The 13650-nt window shown below is 66.0% G+C and carries 11 protein-coding genes, 1 pseudogene and 1 other annotated feature; of the genes and pseudogenes, 8 read left to right on the top strand and 4 right to left on the bottom strand.

Going from position 1 to position 13650, the window contains the following annotated elements; translation table 11 throughout:
- Positions 1 to 396 precede the first annotated feature (396 nt).
- Entirely contained in the window at positions 397 to 1800 is a 1404-nt protein-coding gene (locus tag F1643_RS03125; RefSeq protein ID WP_194910632.1) for a tetratricopeptide repeat protein, read from the top strand.
- A 173-nt stretch (positions 1801 to 1973) separates the two neighbouring features.
- On the top strand, positions 1974 to 2651 hold the full coding sequence (locus F1643_RS03120; protein ID WP_194910630.1) for a ParA family protein: 678 nt from the start codon (positions 1974 to 1976) through the stop codon (positions 2649 to 2651).
- A gap of 143 nt (positions 2652 to 2794) precedes the next feature.
- Here F1643_RS03120 and F1643_RS03115 read toward each other — a convergent pair whose 3' ends face one another.
- Complete coding sequence (locus tag F1643_RS03115) at positions 2795 to 3760, bottom strand: LysR family transcriptional regulator (protein ID WP_194910628.1); 966 nt, start codon at positions 3758 to 3760, stop codon at positions 2795 to 2797.
- Positions 3761 to 3856: 96 nt separating this feature from the next.
- Here F1643_RS03115 and F1643_RS03110 point away from each other — a divergent pair, with 96 nt between their 5' ends.
- From F1643_RS03110 to F1643_RS03100, 3 genes are all read left to right on the top strand, one after another.
- On the top strand, positions 3857 to 4636 hold the full coding sequence (locus F1643_RS03110) for an NAD(P)H-dependent oxidoreductase (RefSeq protein ID WP_194910626.1): 780 nt from the start codon (positions 3857 to 3859) through the stop codon (positions 4634 to 4636).
- A 970-nt stretch (positions 4637 to 5606) separates the two neighbouring features.
- Positions 5607 to 6023, top strand: a complete 417-nt coding sequence (locus F1643_RS03105; protein ID WP_194910625.1) for a hypothetical protein — start codon at positions 5607 to 5609, stop codon at positions 6021 to 6023.
- A 127-nt stretch (positions 6024 to 6150) separates the two neighbouring features.
- Complete coding sequence (locus tag F1643_RS03100; RefSeq protein WP_194910622.1) at positions 6151 to 7578, top strand: tetratricopeptide repeat protein; 1428 nt, start codon at positions 6151 to 6153, stop codon at positions 7576 to 7578.
- 625 nt (positions 7579 to 8203) lie between these two features.
- Here the strand turns inward: F1643_RS03100 and F1643_RS03095 are convergent.
- A complete protein-coding gene (locus F1643_RS03095) occupies positions 8204 to 9622 on the bottom strand; it encodes an IS30 family transposase (protein ID WP_194910620.1) in 1419 nt (472 codons plus the stop codon).
- Between the two features lie 41 nt (positions 9623 to 9663).
- Positions 9664 to 10265 (bottom strand): annotated as a pseudogene (locus F1643_RS03090) (IS3 family transposase); the annotation flags it as partial.
- Positions 9865 to 9981: a sequence feature (AL1L pseudoknot), on the bottom strand. (Overlaps the previous pseudogene by 117 nt.)
- Positions 10266 to 10327: 62 nt before the next feature.
- Between F1643_RS03090 and F1643_RS03085 the strand changes: the two are divergent.
- The 3 genes from F1643_RS03085 to istB are packed head-to-tail and all read left to right on the top strand — an operon-like array spanning position 10328 to position 11666.
- On the top strand, positions 10328 to 10606 hold the full coding sequence (locus F1643_RS03085) for a transposase (RefSeq protein ID WP_194910618.1): 279 nt from the start codon (positions 10328 to 10330) through the stop codon (positions 10604 to 10606).
- The gene (locus F1643_RS03080) at positions 10567 to 10854 is read left to right on the top strand and encodes a hypothetical protein (protein ID WP_194910616.1); all 288 of its coding nucleotides are present in this window, start codon (positions 10567 to 10569) and stop codon (positions 10852 to 10854) included. The genes F1643_RS03085 and F1643_RS03080 overlap by 40 nt, the downstream gene beginning before the upstream one ends.
- 8 nt (positions 10855 to 10862) lie before the next feature.
- Complete coding sequence (istB, locus tag F1643_RS03075; RefSeq protein WP_194910614.1) at positions 10863 to 11666, top strand: IS21-like element helper ATPase IstB; 804 nt, start codon at positions 10863 to 10865, stop codon at positions 11664 to 11666.
- Positions 11667 to 11681: 15 nt separating this feature from the next.
- Here istB and F1643_RS03070 read toward each other — a convergent pair whose 3' ends face one another.
- Complete coding sequence (locus F1643_RS03070) at positions 11682 to 13277, bottom strand: ISL3 family transposase (RefSeq protein WP_194910722.1); 1596 nt, start codon at positions 13275 to 13277, stop codon at positions 11682 to 11684.
- Between the last annotated feature and the right edge of the window lie 373 nt (positions 13278 to 13650).

Here is a 13650-nt window from a genome sequence, read left to right as displayed (position 1 = left end):
AGCGTCTTGGGCTCCCACACTGGCCGCCGCATGCACAGCTCCATTTCCAAGACCGGGTCGGGGAGGATCCGTACGGGGCGTTGTTTGGATAGTGGAGTATAAAAGTGCCGCGCCGGAATGAACCGGCGCGGCACAGTTTCGGCTGGAACCCTTTCCCGGGTCCATAGCAACACTTGATGATATTTGCCCATTTATTCAAGCTCGTTCTTGCGCAGCGGCCAGGTTTCCGCTTTGCGCCCCTCGCATTTCCCACAATACGGAGTGGAGGGCCAAGCCTTCGGCTCGCACAGTGCCGCCAAAGGCCGCAGTTCGCGGGATGATCGGTTGCGACTCGGCTTGCCAGCGGCGGGGCGCCATGGGATGAAGCGCGTCCCCTTGTGCCGACCGGTCCGCGCCATGCCACGTCCAGCCCCCGACGCCACCTCTCAGGCCGCCCTCCAGGCTGCGCTCGACGCCGAACGGGCGGGGAACCGCGAGACCGCCAGGACGCTCTGCCTTCGGCTGTTGGAGCAGGCCCCCACCGGCCCGCAGGCGCTGGCGGCGCATGACGCGCTCGCCAGAATCCTGATCGGCCAGGACATGGCGGCGGCGGCCGACCATGCGCTCGCCGCCTGGCGGCTGACGCCCCAGGATCGGACCCGCCGGTCCAACCTGTGGCAACTGCTGACCCATCTCGGCGATGCCGGCGATGTCGCCCGCTTCCAGGGGCGCGAGGACTGCGTCGGGCTGGTGGCGCTGGGCAACGCGTTGCGCCGCGACGGGCAGGCTCTGCGGGCGGAGCGGGCCTATCGCCGGGCGCTGGTTTTCTATCCGGAGGTCTCCTTCACGCTGAGCCGGCTCGCCTGCCTGTGCGTCGAGCAGCAGCGGCTGGAGGAGGCCGACGCCCTGTTCGCCCAGGCGGCGGAGCGTCATGGCGGGCGCGACGCCGTCACCCGCACCGCCCCCGCCTTCCTGCAGTCCCTGCGCGAGGCACCACCGCCCGCCGGCATCCGCGCCACCATCCAGGAAGGCGCCGGGGCCGCCGCCCGGCCGCTGGTGGTCTATGCCTGCTGCGACGCGGTCTATGCGCGCAAGTTCCTGCCGACCATGGTGCGGTCCATCGCCGAGGACAGCGGGCTCGACTGCGCCATCGCCCTGCATCTGGTCAATCCCGACGCCGATGCCGAGGCGACGGTGGCGGCCCTGGTCGCCGCCCACGGCGCCGACCGCTTCATCATCCTGCGCGAGGCCATCGACCTCTCGCCGCTGGGCGACGATGCCAAGACCTATTACGCCTGCAGCCGCTTCCTGGTGCTGCCCGACCTGCTGATCCGCTGGCAGCGGCCGGTGCTGATGCTGGACGTCGACCTGCTGGCGATCCGCGACCTGAACCCGCTGCTGGCGACCTCCGCCCGGTCGGACCTGGGCATGATGAGCCATGCGCTGAAGCGGCTGGACATCTGGAGCCTGCTTTACGCCGACGTGCTGCACATCCGGCCGACCACGGGGGCGCTGCGTTTCCTCGACCTGACCCGGCGCTACATCCGCCATTTCCTCGACCGCGGCATGCCGGTCTGGTTCCTCGACCAGGCGGCGCTCGCCGCCGTGCATCTGGCAGGCTTCGCCGCGGAGGCGGCACCGCGCCTGACCGTCTATCCGGCCGACATCCACAGCAGCACGGTGATGGTCGACGGCGAGGGCCGCTACTGGACCGACGACAGCGCCTATTTCTATTCGGTCCGCGCCACCGGCGGCGGCCAGCATGCGGTGCACCGGCTGAAGCACCGGGCCGGCACCACCGCCGACGTGAAGCAGGGCTGAAGCCGCCGGCAGCGGTCAGGCGCGGAAGCAGGTCATGAAATCATGAATCATGATTTCATGCTTCTTCTTCATGACGTGAAACCACTTCCATCTTTCCTGATCTTGCGTGTAAATCCGCGAAGCTCCCGCTCGGGTCAGCCCGTTTTCCATCCCCTGCTACCGGGAACCACCGCATGGCTCGGATCATCAGTTTCGCCTCCACCAAGGGCGGCGTCGGCAAGACCAGTCTGGTCATGGCGCTCACCTCCGAACTGCGTCGGCGCGAGGCGAGCGTGCTGCTGCTCGACTGCGACCCCAACCGGCATCTGGCCGAATGGGCGCGGCGGCGCAACGATGCCGGCGTGCGGGTGCTGGACGAGATCACGGAATCGAACGTCCGCCAGACGGTGCAGGAGAATGCGCCGAGCTTCGACTACACGCTGATCGACCTTGCCGGCTTCGGCAATCTGACCATGCTCTACGCCTTCTCGGTCAGCGACGGGGTGCTGATCCCGACCCAGCAATCCTTCATGGACGTGAAGGAGACGGTGCGCACCTTCAAGGTGGTGGCGGATTCCGTCGGCGTGCTGAAGCACACGCCGGCCTCCAGCGTGGTGATCGTCCGCACCCAGGCCGCCATCGAATCCCGCGTCGACCGCCACGCCCGCGGTCTGCTGAGCGAACATGGCGTCCCGGCCTTCCGCACCGAACTGATCGAGCGCTCTCTCCTGAAGGAGATGACCTACACCGGCCACGGACCGGGCGAGGTCAACCCCGACAGCAACGCCGACCTGAACGTCCGCACCCTGACCGACGAGTTCGTCGCCTTTCTGGAGTCCTCCCCGGCCAACCCGCTGATCCCGCGGGGGTGAGGCGGGAGGGACGCTCCCCGCCGGACTTCAGGAAAGCTGGACCATAGAAGTGGCTGAAATCAGGTCTCGATATCACTTTATATTTTCATGAAATGATTTTCTCTGGGCTACCGGCCAGCGCCAAGGGGGCGCCGGAGGCCCGCTTACGTTGGCGGGTTACCCCCAGCGGCAGAACGCCACGCCTCCACCGGGCCACGATCGATGCCGGGGATACTCAGCACTTCCCCGGCCAGGAACTCCACCAGCAGCCTGACCCGGGCAATGTCCGCCCGTTCCGGCACGATGAGCATGTTGAGAGACACGGGCGGCGGAGCATAGTCCGGCAGGACCGGTTCGAGCCGCCCTTCGGAAAGCAGGTCGTCGACCAGCCAAAGATGCGCCGGGCCGATGCCGCGGCCGGCAAGATAGGCCTCCCGCGCCGCAAGCCCGTGATCCACCCGAAGTCTTCCATCGAAGGGGACGAGGTGGGTTTCGCCGTTCGGCCCTTCCAGCGTGAGCGCCTCGCTTCCGGCGATGTTCGACATCCGGACGCCATCGAGGCCGGCCAGGTCCCCGGGCGTCGCCGGCCGGCCACGCCACGCCAGATACTCAGGCGAGCCGACGAGGATGCGCCTGCTCGTGCCGAGAGTCCGCAATCTCATGGAACTATCGGCAAGCGGTCCGAGACGAACGGCAATGTCCACGCCTTCGCGCACCAGATCGACCCGCTCGTCCGTCAGGCTGAGATCGACGGTGATCCCGGGATGGCGATCCTGAAAGGCGAAGATCAGCCGGCTGATGTGCCGGACCCCGAGCGCCGCCGTACAGGATACGCGGACCGTGCCCACCGATGCGCCGCGGGCGCTGCGCGCTTCGTCGCCTGCCTGTTCGACGAGGCGCAAAATCTGGATGGCGTTGGCGTAGTAGCGGCGGCCTTCCTCCGTCAGCATGACGCGTCGCGTCGTGCGGCTGAGCAGCGCCACGCCCAGGGCCTCCTCAAGCTCGCGCAGATGGCGGGTGACGCTCGACTGTCCGGTGTTGGTCTCCCGCGCGACGGCCGAGAGGTTCCCCCGTTCCGCAACGCGGACAAAGGTGCGCATCCGTTCGAGCGTTATGTCCGATTTATCCATTTTCCGGCACTATCATATCCGTGACCCGCCTGTACCGGAACAATAGGCCTGCGCCTAGCTTGGGAGAAAGCCGTCTCCACCAAGCAGGTGCCCGCCATGAACGTGCTCATCGTCTATGCCCATCCGGAACCCCGATCCCTCAACGCCTCCTTGCGCGATGTCGCCGTCGAGGAATTGAAGGCGCAAGGCCATTCGGTCGAGCTGTCGGACCTCTACGCCATGGGCTGGAAGGTCCAGGTGGATCGCACCGACTTTCCCACACTCGATCCCGGCACGCGCCTCCGGGTCGCCGCGGCATCCGCCAATGCTTTCGCGGCCGATGCGCTGACGGACGATGTGAAGGCCGAGCAGGAGAAGCTGCTGCGGGCCGACGCGCTGATCCTTCAATTTCCGCTCTGGTGGTTCACCATGCCGGCGATCCTCAAAGGCTGGATCGACCGCGTCTATGCGTACGGCTTCGCCTATGGTGTCGGCGAGCACAGCGACCACCGCTGGGGCGACCGCTATGGGGAAGGCACACTTGGCGGCAAGCGTGCCATGCTGATCGTCACGACGGGCGGCTGGGAACAGCATTACTCGCCGCGCGGCATCAATGGCCCGATCGACGATCTTCTGTTCCCGATCAACCACGGCATCCTGCACTATCCCGGCTACGATGTGCTGCCGCCCTTCGTCACCTACAGGGTGGACCGTCTCGACGAGGCCGGTTTCGAGCGGGCGGCCGGGCATTTGCGCGAGCGGATGCGGACGCTCGAAACCACCCGGCCGATCCCGTTCCGCCGGCAGAACGGCGGCGATTACCTGATCCCCAGCCTCGAGCTTCGCCCCGGATTGGAAGCGGCCGGCGCTTCCGGCTTTTCCCTGCATCTGAAATGAGGGGTTATCGAGAAAAGCCATCTTGCCGGCCGGCACCGCCCTCCGACGGCGTTGAAAAGGCGGATGAGGCTTTCCAACCGGTCCCGGTGGACTGAAGCCCGCTTCAACTCCCTGGCCCGCTGCGTGACATCCATGTCCCGCCGCCTGCCGACATCCTTTGCAGAACCCGACAGCCCGTCCGGCGCAGGCCAGCAGGGAGAACCAGCGGCCCGGCGTTCGGGCGGGCAGGGTCTGCAGACGATTTGTACAAAACCTTCATTTCATGATTTTTTATCATGTTAATATAACAGGGCAAGAAATCATCAGAGTAAGGCTGATTTCCTCCGCAGATGCCCGTCATCGCCCGATATACCGAGGTGAAATGCCGGGGGCGACACAGTATCAATAAACATCATCATTTCATGATTTGCGGGGAGTCCCGCCCCTTCGTTTGGAAGTGGCTGCGATCACGACAGGCTGCTCACATGACGGAAGGCACAAGCGTTGCAGCAGTCGCCACCTTGATGAAGGCCGCCCCCAATATTTCATGGTCTTTCTTCATGCCATTGTTTCCTGCGCAAGCGCTCGTTCTGATCCGGCATCGGCCATGCTTCCGCCCCGCATGGGGTGGGGTGGGGTGGGGCCAACTCCATCCACAGCACCGAACGCCCGCCCTGTCGTCCGCAGAAGGTGGCCCGGCCCCATACAATTTTTCATTTCTCTATTTCATGTCTTTCTTTAATGACATACCTCCTCCATCCCCCTGTGTTTCCCGCGCCACGCCGGCCGGCTTTCCGTCATGGCAGGCTTTGCCGCCACCACATGTCGCAAAGACGGGACAGCAAGTCATGATATTGCTTCATGGCTTAGAGTGCGGATCAAAACCGGGTAGGGCTGAGGCAAATCAACGGCTTCAGCCCACATTCCACGGGTTTTGATAGGAGCTCTTATCCAGCCGGCCCATGCCGGTGCCGTCCTGACTGGAGTGCCCATGTCGACCGAAAGCCCCGCCAAGCCTCCCCTGAAGCCTGCGGCCAAGCCGGCCCGTCCTCCGCTGGGCGGGATCGGGATCGGCGGGCTGGGGGCGGACGACGTCGACCCGATCCGCCAATATGGATTGAGCAAGGGCTTCCTGCCGACCGAGACGGAACCGTCCGCGGCACTCGCCCCCTCTCATCAGCAGCCCCCCACTCCGCAGCCGCAGCCCCAGCCGGTGCCGGCCCCCACCATTGTCCGTCCGGCGCCGACCCGGCCGTGGCAGGCGATGCTGCCGGACTATCTGGTGGAGGAGCTGCGGCAGGCTGCCGCACGCGAAGGCACCGCCCAGAAGGTGATCGTGCTGAAGGCCCTGCGACAGGCTGGCTTCCGGATCGACGACATCGACCTGCAGGACCTGCGGCGGCGCTGAGTCCGTCCCAGGAAACGCACAAGCGCGGCCGAAGGGACGGTTTGACTCTCCCAAAGGAGCCGTCTATGCCCTACCCGCGCTCTGCCACTGCTCCAAACCGACTGCAGACCACCAGCGACGACGAGAGATGAAGGCAAACATCACCCAGGCGGCCCCGGCGCCATCCTCCCCGGCAGCCTCGCCCCTTCAGGCCTCGCCCCGTCCGGTGTCTGCCGTCCCGACACCTGCCCCGGCACCCGCCCAGCCTCAGGGTTCCCACGGCCTCAGCATCGACATGCTGGAACGGATGCTGGAGCAGCAGCCCAACGACCCCAACGTGTGGAGCGCGCTGGGCGCCCTGCTGCGGCAGGCCGGCAAGCCGGAGGCGGCGATCGCCTGCCAGCGGCGCGCTCTGGAATTCGACCAGCGCCATGTCGGCGCCTGGACCAATCTGGGTAACGTGCTGGGCGACGTGGAGCGCTATGACGAGGCCATCGCCGCGCAGGAGCATGCGGTGGTGCTGTCGGGCGGCAATGCCAGCCTGCTGTCCAACTTGGTGGTGGCTCTGCGCCACGGATGCCGGTTCGGCCGCGCGCTGGAAATCCTGGACGTCGCCTTGCGCGCCAAGCCCAACGATCCGCAGTTGCTGTGGGACCGCGCCCTGACACTGCTGCAGGTCGGCCGCTATGCCGAAGGCTTCGGCGACTACGACTCCCGCCTGTCGCTGCCCGCCTATCAGAACCGCATCGCCGAAGGGCCGATGTGGGACGGCGGGCCGCTGAACGGCAAGACCATCCTGCTGACCACCGAACAGGGCTTCGGCGACGTGCTGCTGACCGCGCGCTATGTGCCGATGGTCAAGGCGCGCGGCGGCCGGGTTCTGATGGAATGCCATCCGGAGCTGCAACGGCTGCTGTCCGGGCTAGAGGGCATCGACGGCTTCGTGCGCGCCGGCACCGCCTACCCGGCCTACGACGTCCATTGCCCGCTGATGAGCCTGCCGCACCGCCTGGGCACGACCATCGAGACGGTGCCGCCGCCCACCCGCCTGACCATCCCGGCCGAAGCGCGCGAGAAGGCCGCCCGGCTGGTGCCCGGCAATGACGGCACGATCAAGGTCGGCATCATCTGGTCCGGCCGCGTCACCTTCAAGGACAACGCGCGGCGCGCCACCACGCTCAGCCGCTTCCTGCGCTTCCTCGACGTGCCGAAGGTGCGGCTCTACAGCATCCAGAAGGGACCGCCGGAGGCGGAGCTGGCGACGCTGGGCACCTCGACCCTCATCACGCCGCTGGGGCCGCATTTCAACGATTTCGCCGACACCACGGCGGTGCTGGAACGGCTCGATCTGGTGATCATGACCGACAGCTCTGTGGCGCATCTGGCCGGCTCGCTCGGCCGCCCGGTGTGGAACCTGCTGCAGTTCATGCCCTATTGGGTCTATGGCGATAAGGGCGACACCACCCCCTGGTACCCGTCGATGCGCCTGTTCCGCCAGACCACGCCCGGCGACTGGGACAGCGTGTTCGCTGCCGCCGAGCAGGCATTGCGTCAGGTGGTGGCGCTCAAGACCTGACCAGCGCCCTTTGGCAGCCCCACACATTTGTCGCCACAACCACGCTCTGCTGCCGAGGCCCAGCCGGCCAAGCGTACCTTCTGCGCTGCTCCCTGGAAGGGCAGGCACGGGATTATACAAACCGGGCAAATAGGCAGCATTTAATGGAATCGTTCATTAATTTATATTATTATTTCATGAAAATATGGCATGATGTATTTTATGAGAACCGCCTTCCAACAATCATCCCTTCATGCGCTCTGAAGCCGTCTGCTCCAGAAACAAATGGTTAGGCTGCACAGGGTTCCATACTTTGCAGTGGTCCTGCGCAAAACCTTTCTTGACTGTTTTCCTAGCAGCACCACTGATGTTGCCGGTCAAGTCGCCTGATGAGTCCGGTCTGATGCCCAAGGCTGTGCTCCGCCGCCTCTGATACCGGCAGTGCACCTCCAATCCACCGCCAGAGGCACTTTGCTCCGAATGCCGGAGACTTACTCAGTCTCCGATACCGTCAATACACCTCCAGTGCACCGACAGAGGTACTTTGCGCTCGGTAGTCGAGAACAACGTCGATTTCTATCGTCGTTCGGCGACGCGCCGAATGGTTCAACGTTGCCAGCATAGCCCGTTGGACCTTGCGGCGGATTCAAGCGGTCGTCGCAACAGGCTCTTCGTGCCCTCCCTTATCGATGGATCGGAGCAGTTCGTCCAGCACTTCGGCCGGAATTTTCCAACTGAGGGTTTTGCGGAGTCTTGTGTTCAGGGCGAGGGCGACGGCCGCAAGGGTATCGGCGTCATGCACGGTAAGGTTGGTTCCCTTGGGATAGTACTGGCGTAGCAGGCCGTTGGTGCTCCCGTTCGTGCCGCGTTGCCATGGACTGCGCGGATCGCAGAAGTAGACGCACAGCCCGGTGTCGATCCGGATATTGGCGTGTTGAGCCATCTCCGCCCCCTGATCCCAGGTCAGCGACCGGCGGAGTTGTGCAGGCAAGGTTGAGATCGTGCGCGCGATGGCATCACGGACAGCCTCGGCACCATGGCCGGCAAGCGCCGGCCCATTCTTGACCCGCGGGCCGCTCGCATGCCCCGGCATCGGAGGCAGATGGAGCAGCATGGTGAAGCGTGTCGTCCGCTCCACCAATGTACCGATCGCCGATCCGCCCAAGCCGATGATGAGATCCCCTTCCCAGTGCCCCGGCACCGCCTGGTCCGCCACCTCCGCCGGGCGTTGACTGATCATGATCTCCGGGGTGATGAAGGCCTTGCCCCGCTTGCGGATCCGCGCCATCGGAACGCGCAGAGTCCGCCCGGTTCGCAGGCAGGCGGTCAACTCGCGGCGCAACGCTCCCCGGCCTTGAATGAACAGCGCCTGGTAAATGGCCTCATGGCTGATGCGCATCGTCGGGTCCTCCGGAAAGTCGAGCCGCAAACGCCAGGAGATCTGTTCGGGGCTCCACGCCTTGCCCCACCGCCGGTCCTGCCGGCGCCCGTGACGGCGCATTTTCCAAGGCACGGTCGGCCCATGGATTGTCGCTCCGTCCGGAGCAACCACCGTGCCGACCAGGCGCTCCTGCACGTAATCGCGTAGAACTGGATTGACCACCAGCTTGGCAACTTTGGACCGGCGCGCCGAGCGATCGGCATGCCACTGCGCAGTCGTAGCTCGATACTCCAGCCCGCCCGAGCGGGTGGCGGCATTGCGCCGCAGCTCCCGGGAAATCGTCGATGCCGCTCGCCCCAGCTGGCGAGCAATTTCACGCACACCGAGCCCCTGGGCATGCCGCACCGCGATCTCCTCCCGCTCCGCAAACTGCAAATAACGCTTCGAAGGCAGCTTCGCCGATGGCGCAAACTTCGCTGGTGGCATACCCCCCCGCCTCTCGGAACCAACGTCCCCCACCGCGAGCGACACGCCAGCCAGGGATGCCGCATCCTCACTCGATTGTCCCGTCGCAATCGCCGCCCAGAACCGCCGGTGATCCTCACGCTGTACCGTCGGGGGCCGACCAGGTGACCGCAGAGTAGCCCGTCCAGAACGATCCGAGCCCCGCTTCCGCTTCTTCATCGCAACCTCCTGCGTCAGGCTGTTGCGACGACCGCTTGAATCCGCCTCAGTCGGGCTACCGTGCAGCGCGCCACGTCGATCCCCTCCCGCCGCAACTGCCGCCAGACTTTGCGAACTCCATAGACCTGGAAGTTCTCATTCCAGACCCGTCGGATAGCCAAACTCAGCTCTGCGTCGCTTCGCGAGCGGGCTGGCGCCTTGGCCGGATCGGCCTTCCGGGCGACATGGGCGTGGTAGGTCGACGGGGCGATCGGCAGCACTCGGCAGATCGGCTCGCCCCCGTGAACGGCGCGGTGCGCGTCGATGAAGGCGATCATTTTCTGAACGGGCGGTCGAGCTCCGCCTGGACGAAATATGCTGACGCCTTGCGTAGGATCTCGTTCGCCTGGCGCAGCTCCCGCACCTCACGCTCCAGCGCCTTGATCCGTTCCTGCTCGTCCGTCGTTGGGCCGGGCCGCTTGCCCTGGTCACGCTCGGGCTGCCGGACCCAGTTCCGTAGCGTCTCGGGATTGCAGCCGATCTTCGCCGCAATCGAGCTGATCACCGCCCACTGCGACGCATGTTCGCCTTCGTGCTCGAACACCATCCGAACCGCACGCTCACGCACTTCAGGGGCGTATTTGGGTGATGCAGGTTTCGCCATGATGACCCCACTCTCTCAGAAGATGGTGCCTCCGACAAACCCGGAGCGGTTCAGTAACGCCGTTGCGCCGGGAACTGGTTGCCCAGGCGCGGGCGACGGTGCACTTCGAGACGCGGCAGGGCGAGCAGATGCAGATCGACTTCGGCGTCCGGCGCGTCGAGATCGGTGGCGTGGCCACGGCGGTGTTCCTGTTCGTGGCGAACCTGGGCTTTTCCCGCCGGCGGCATGTGCGGGCCTACAGGCATGAGAAGCAGGACAGCTGGTTCGATGGTCTGGAAAGCGCCTTCCGGGTCTTCGGCGGGTGCCCGAGGAGGTCCTGCTCGACAACGCGCGGGCGCTGATCCTGCACCACGATGCGGCCAACCGGGAGGTGGTGCTGCACCCGCGTCTGCACGCCGGGCGCGAGGTGGCGGTGCATGCCGAACTGAAGGGCCGGCACGGGCGCTCAATGCAGGACGTCCATCTGGCCGGCGTCGCCGGGGCAGACGGCCGCCCGGTTCGCGTCGCTCGACCCGAGGACGGCGGCGCGGCGGCGGCGGTGCCGGCACTGTTGCGTCCGCTGGCCGAATACGAGGCCGTGGTCGGATGAGGGTTCTGATGAGTGAGCATGACCACCTGATCGCCATGCTGAACCGGCTGAAGCTGACGGCCTTGCGCGACCAGCTCGACAGCCTGATCGACGAGGCCGGGCGGCGGGAACTGACGATCCGCGAGGCCCTGGCGCTGTTCTGCGAGCGGGAGATCGCCCGGCGCGACCAGCGCCGCATCGACATGGGCTTCGGGCTGGCCCGCTTCCCCTTCGTGCGCGACCTGGCCGGCTTCGACTTCGCCGCCCAGCCGTCGCTCGACAAGGCGCAGATCCGGGAGATCGCGTCGGGGGGCTTCATCGCCAACGGCGAGGCGGTGCTGTTTCTCGGACCGCCGGGGGTGGGCAAGACGCATCTGGCGGTGGCCATCGGACAGGAGGCGATCGTGGCCGGCTATTCGGTGCTGTTCAGCCCGGCGGCGGCCCTGGTGGCCCAACTGGCCAAGGCCCATGCCGACGGCCGGCTGGAGGAACGGCTGCTGCACTATGCCAAGCCCAAGCTTCTGATCGTCGATGAGCTGGGCTACCTGCCCTTCGAGCCGGACGCCGTGCATCTGTTCTTCCAGCTCGTCTTCCGTCGCTACGAGAAGGGGGCAATGCTGGTGACCTCCAACCGGGCGGTGGGGGAATGGAGCAACGTCTTCGGCGATCCGGTGGTGGCCACCGCGATCCTCGACCGGCTGCTCCACCACTGCCATGTCGTCACCATCCGCGGTGACAGCTATCGACTGCGGCGCCTCGACCGACCACCGCCTGAGCGGCGCAACCGGGGGGCAGTTCCTCGGTCCTTCCGCGTTTTTGGTGCAGCGGAATGACTGGAGCACTGCCGTTCATGCGGCCTCCAGAACCCGATGACGCAGCAGGTCGAACTTGGCGCGGCCGCACATAGTTCGCTTGATGGTCTTCAAGCGGCTGATTTGTCCCTCCACCGGCCCGGTGCTCCACGGCAGCGATAGCGCCGTGCGGATCGCCGCGAGATCACGCACGAGCCCATCGGCGAACCTGGCCAGGGCGGTTTCCCTCGCCGCGGCCAACCATCCATCCAACCGGTCTGCCTGCTGACGACGCACCATGGTGCTGAACGCACGCGCCAACTCGATGACCGTGGTGAGTCCCTCGGAACTGGCGAGCAAGGCATCGACGAACCGTTGCTCGGTGGCATCGATCGTCTCCGGATCGGCCACCACCAACCACGCCGCCCGGCGTTTCGAGGGCATCTTCCACGGTCCCATCAAGCCCACCGCGCCAACTGAGGTCGGGCTTGCATCGCGCAGGCGGCGTACCCAGCGCTGCACGGTGCGGAGTTGCCCGCGAAACCCACGCTCCTGGATCTCCTGCCACAGCCGGACGGCGTTGTGGCAGCCCTCGCCCCAGCGCTGCCGGAGGTACACGGCGTGGCGATCGACCGCGCTGCCACGATCCCTTTGCGACCAGACTGGAAGTTCGCCGGCCCGCACCCACGCACGGACGGTCTTGCGATTGACGCCGAGCGTGCGGGCGATCCGCTTCATCGGCCAGCCTTGGCCGTGCAACGCCATCACCTCGTCAAACCGGGCCTTCCGAACGCCGTGGCGATCCGCCGTTGGCAACTCGGCCGCTGGTGCCGGGAGCGGTGGGGTCGTCGGGGACGGCGCGGGGGCCGTGCTGATTTCCATGGTGGCTCCCGCTGCCGCTTTGCTTGCCGCGCGCAGGTCATGATGATGGCGGTCGAGAACCCCGGCCAGAGCATCCCCGAGATTGCGCAGAAGGTGCCAGCGATCCGAGACCTGGACGGCGTTCGGAGCGCCGGCCCGAATGCCGTCGGCGTAAGCGCCGGCGCGGTCGCGGGCAACGACCTCCACCCCGGGATGGGCTTTCAACCACGCCGCCACCGTCTCCGCGTGGCGGTCGGGCAGCAGGTCGATGGGACGGTTGCGTTCCAGATCGACGACGATCGTGCCGTAGCGCTGACCGCGCCGCCAGGACCAGTCGTCGATGCCGATGACGCGCGGTATTGTCAGGGCCGGCAGGGGAGCCGCCCGGATCAGGCGCAACAACGTGTCGCCGCTGACCGGCATGGCCAGGCAAGCCGCCAAGCGGGCACCAGCCTCGCCGCCGGCGCTGAGGGCGATGCGCCGTTGCGCCTCCGACAGCCGGACGGTCCGCCGAACCTTCGGCAAGGCAACGGCCGGCAGGCGTTCGGCGAAGATTCGGCACGGACACTCGACAGCGGCGCAGCGGAACCGGCGAACCTGGAGGTCGAGTTGGCCGAGGCGGCGACTGTACCGACTGTGAACGCGGCGCGAGGGATGCCGACACACGGGGCAGGCCGCCGTGGTGGCGCGAGCGCACACGGCCACAACAACGCGATCATGGGCGACGGTGACGTGATCAACAGCGAGACCGGGCGGGAGCAGGGACAGCAGCGATTTTGACAAGGAAATCAGAGCACTCAGGAAAGGGATGCCGTTCCCCCTATGTGCTCACTGTCGCCCGCAAGTGCACTCACGCTGCACCAAAAACGCGGAAGGACCAGTTCGGGATGTCGTTTGACAATGGCAGCGATCCACATCGCCGCAACCGTCGCCTACTGGTTATGACTCCGGACCCTAGATCATATGGTCCAGATATGGACCACTGGAGGCCTCCCCCATGCCCGCTCGTGCCAACCGCATCGCTGCCCCGGTCACTCTAGTTCACGCCGGCAACCCACCTCTCACTGTTGACGTTCACAACAAGAGCGTCGGTGTCTCCCGGCTGCCTTTCCCATCCGCAATGGGAGGTCGGACAGGCGGCCAGCACCGGCGGGCACCACCTGTG

This window comes from Azospirillum sp. INR13, from assembly GCF_015390205.1.
In the GTDB taxonomy this organism is placed as follows: Bacteria; Pseudomonadota; Alphaproteobacteria; order Azospirillales; family Azospirillaceae; genus Azospirillum.
The sequence above is the reverse complement of the archived record's forward strand: the minus strand, read 5'-3'. Positions and strand labels throughout refer to the sequence as shown.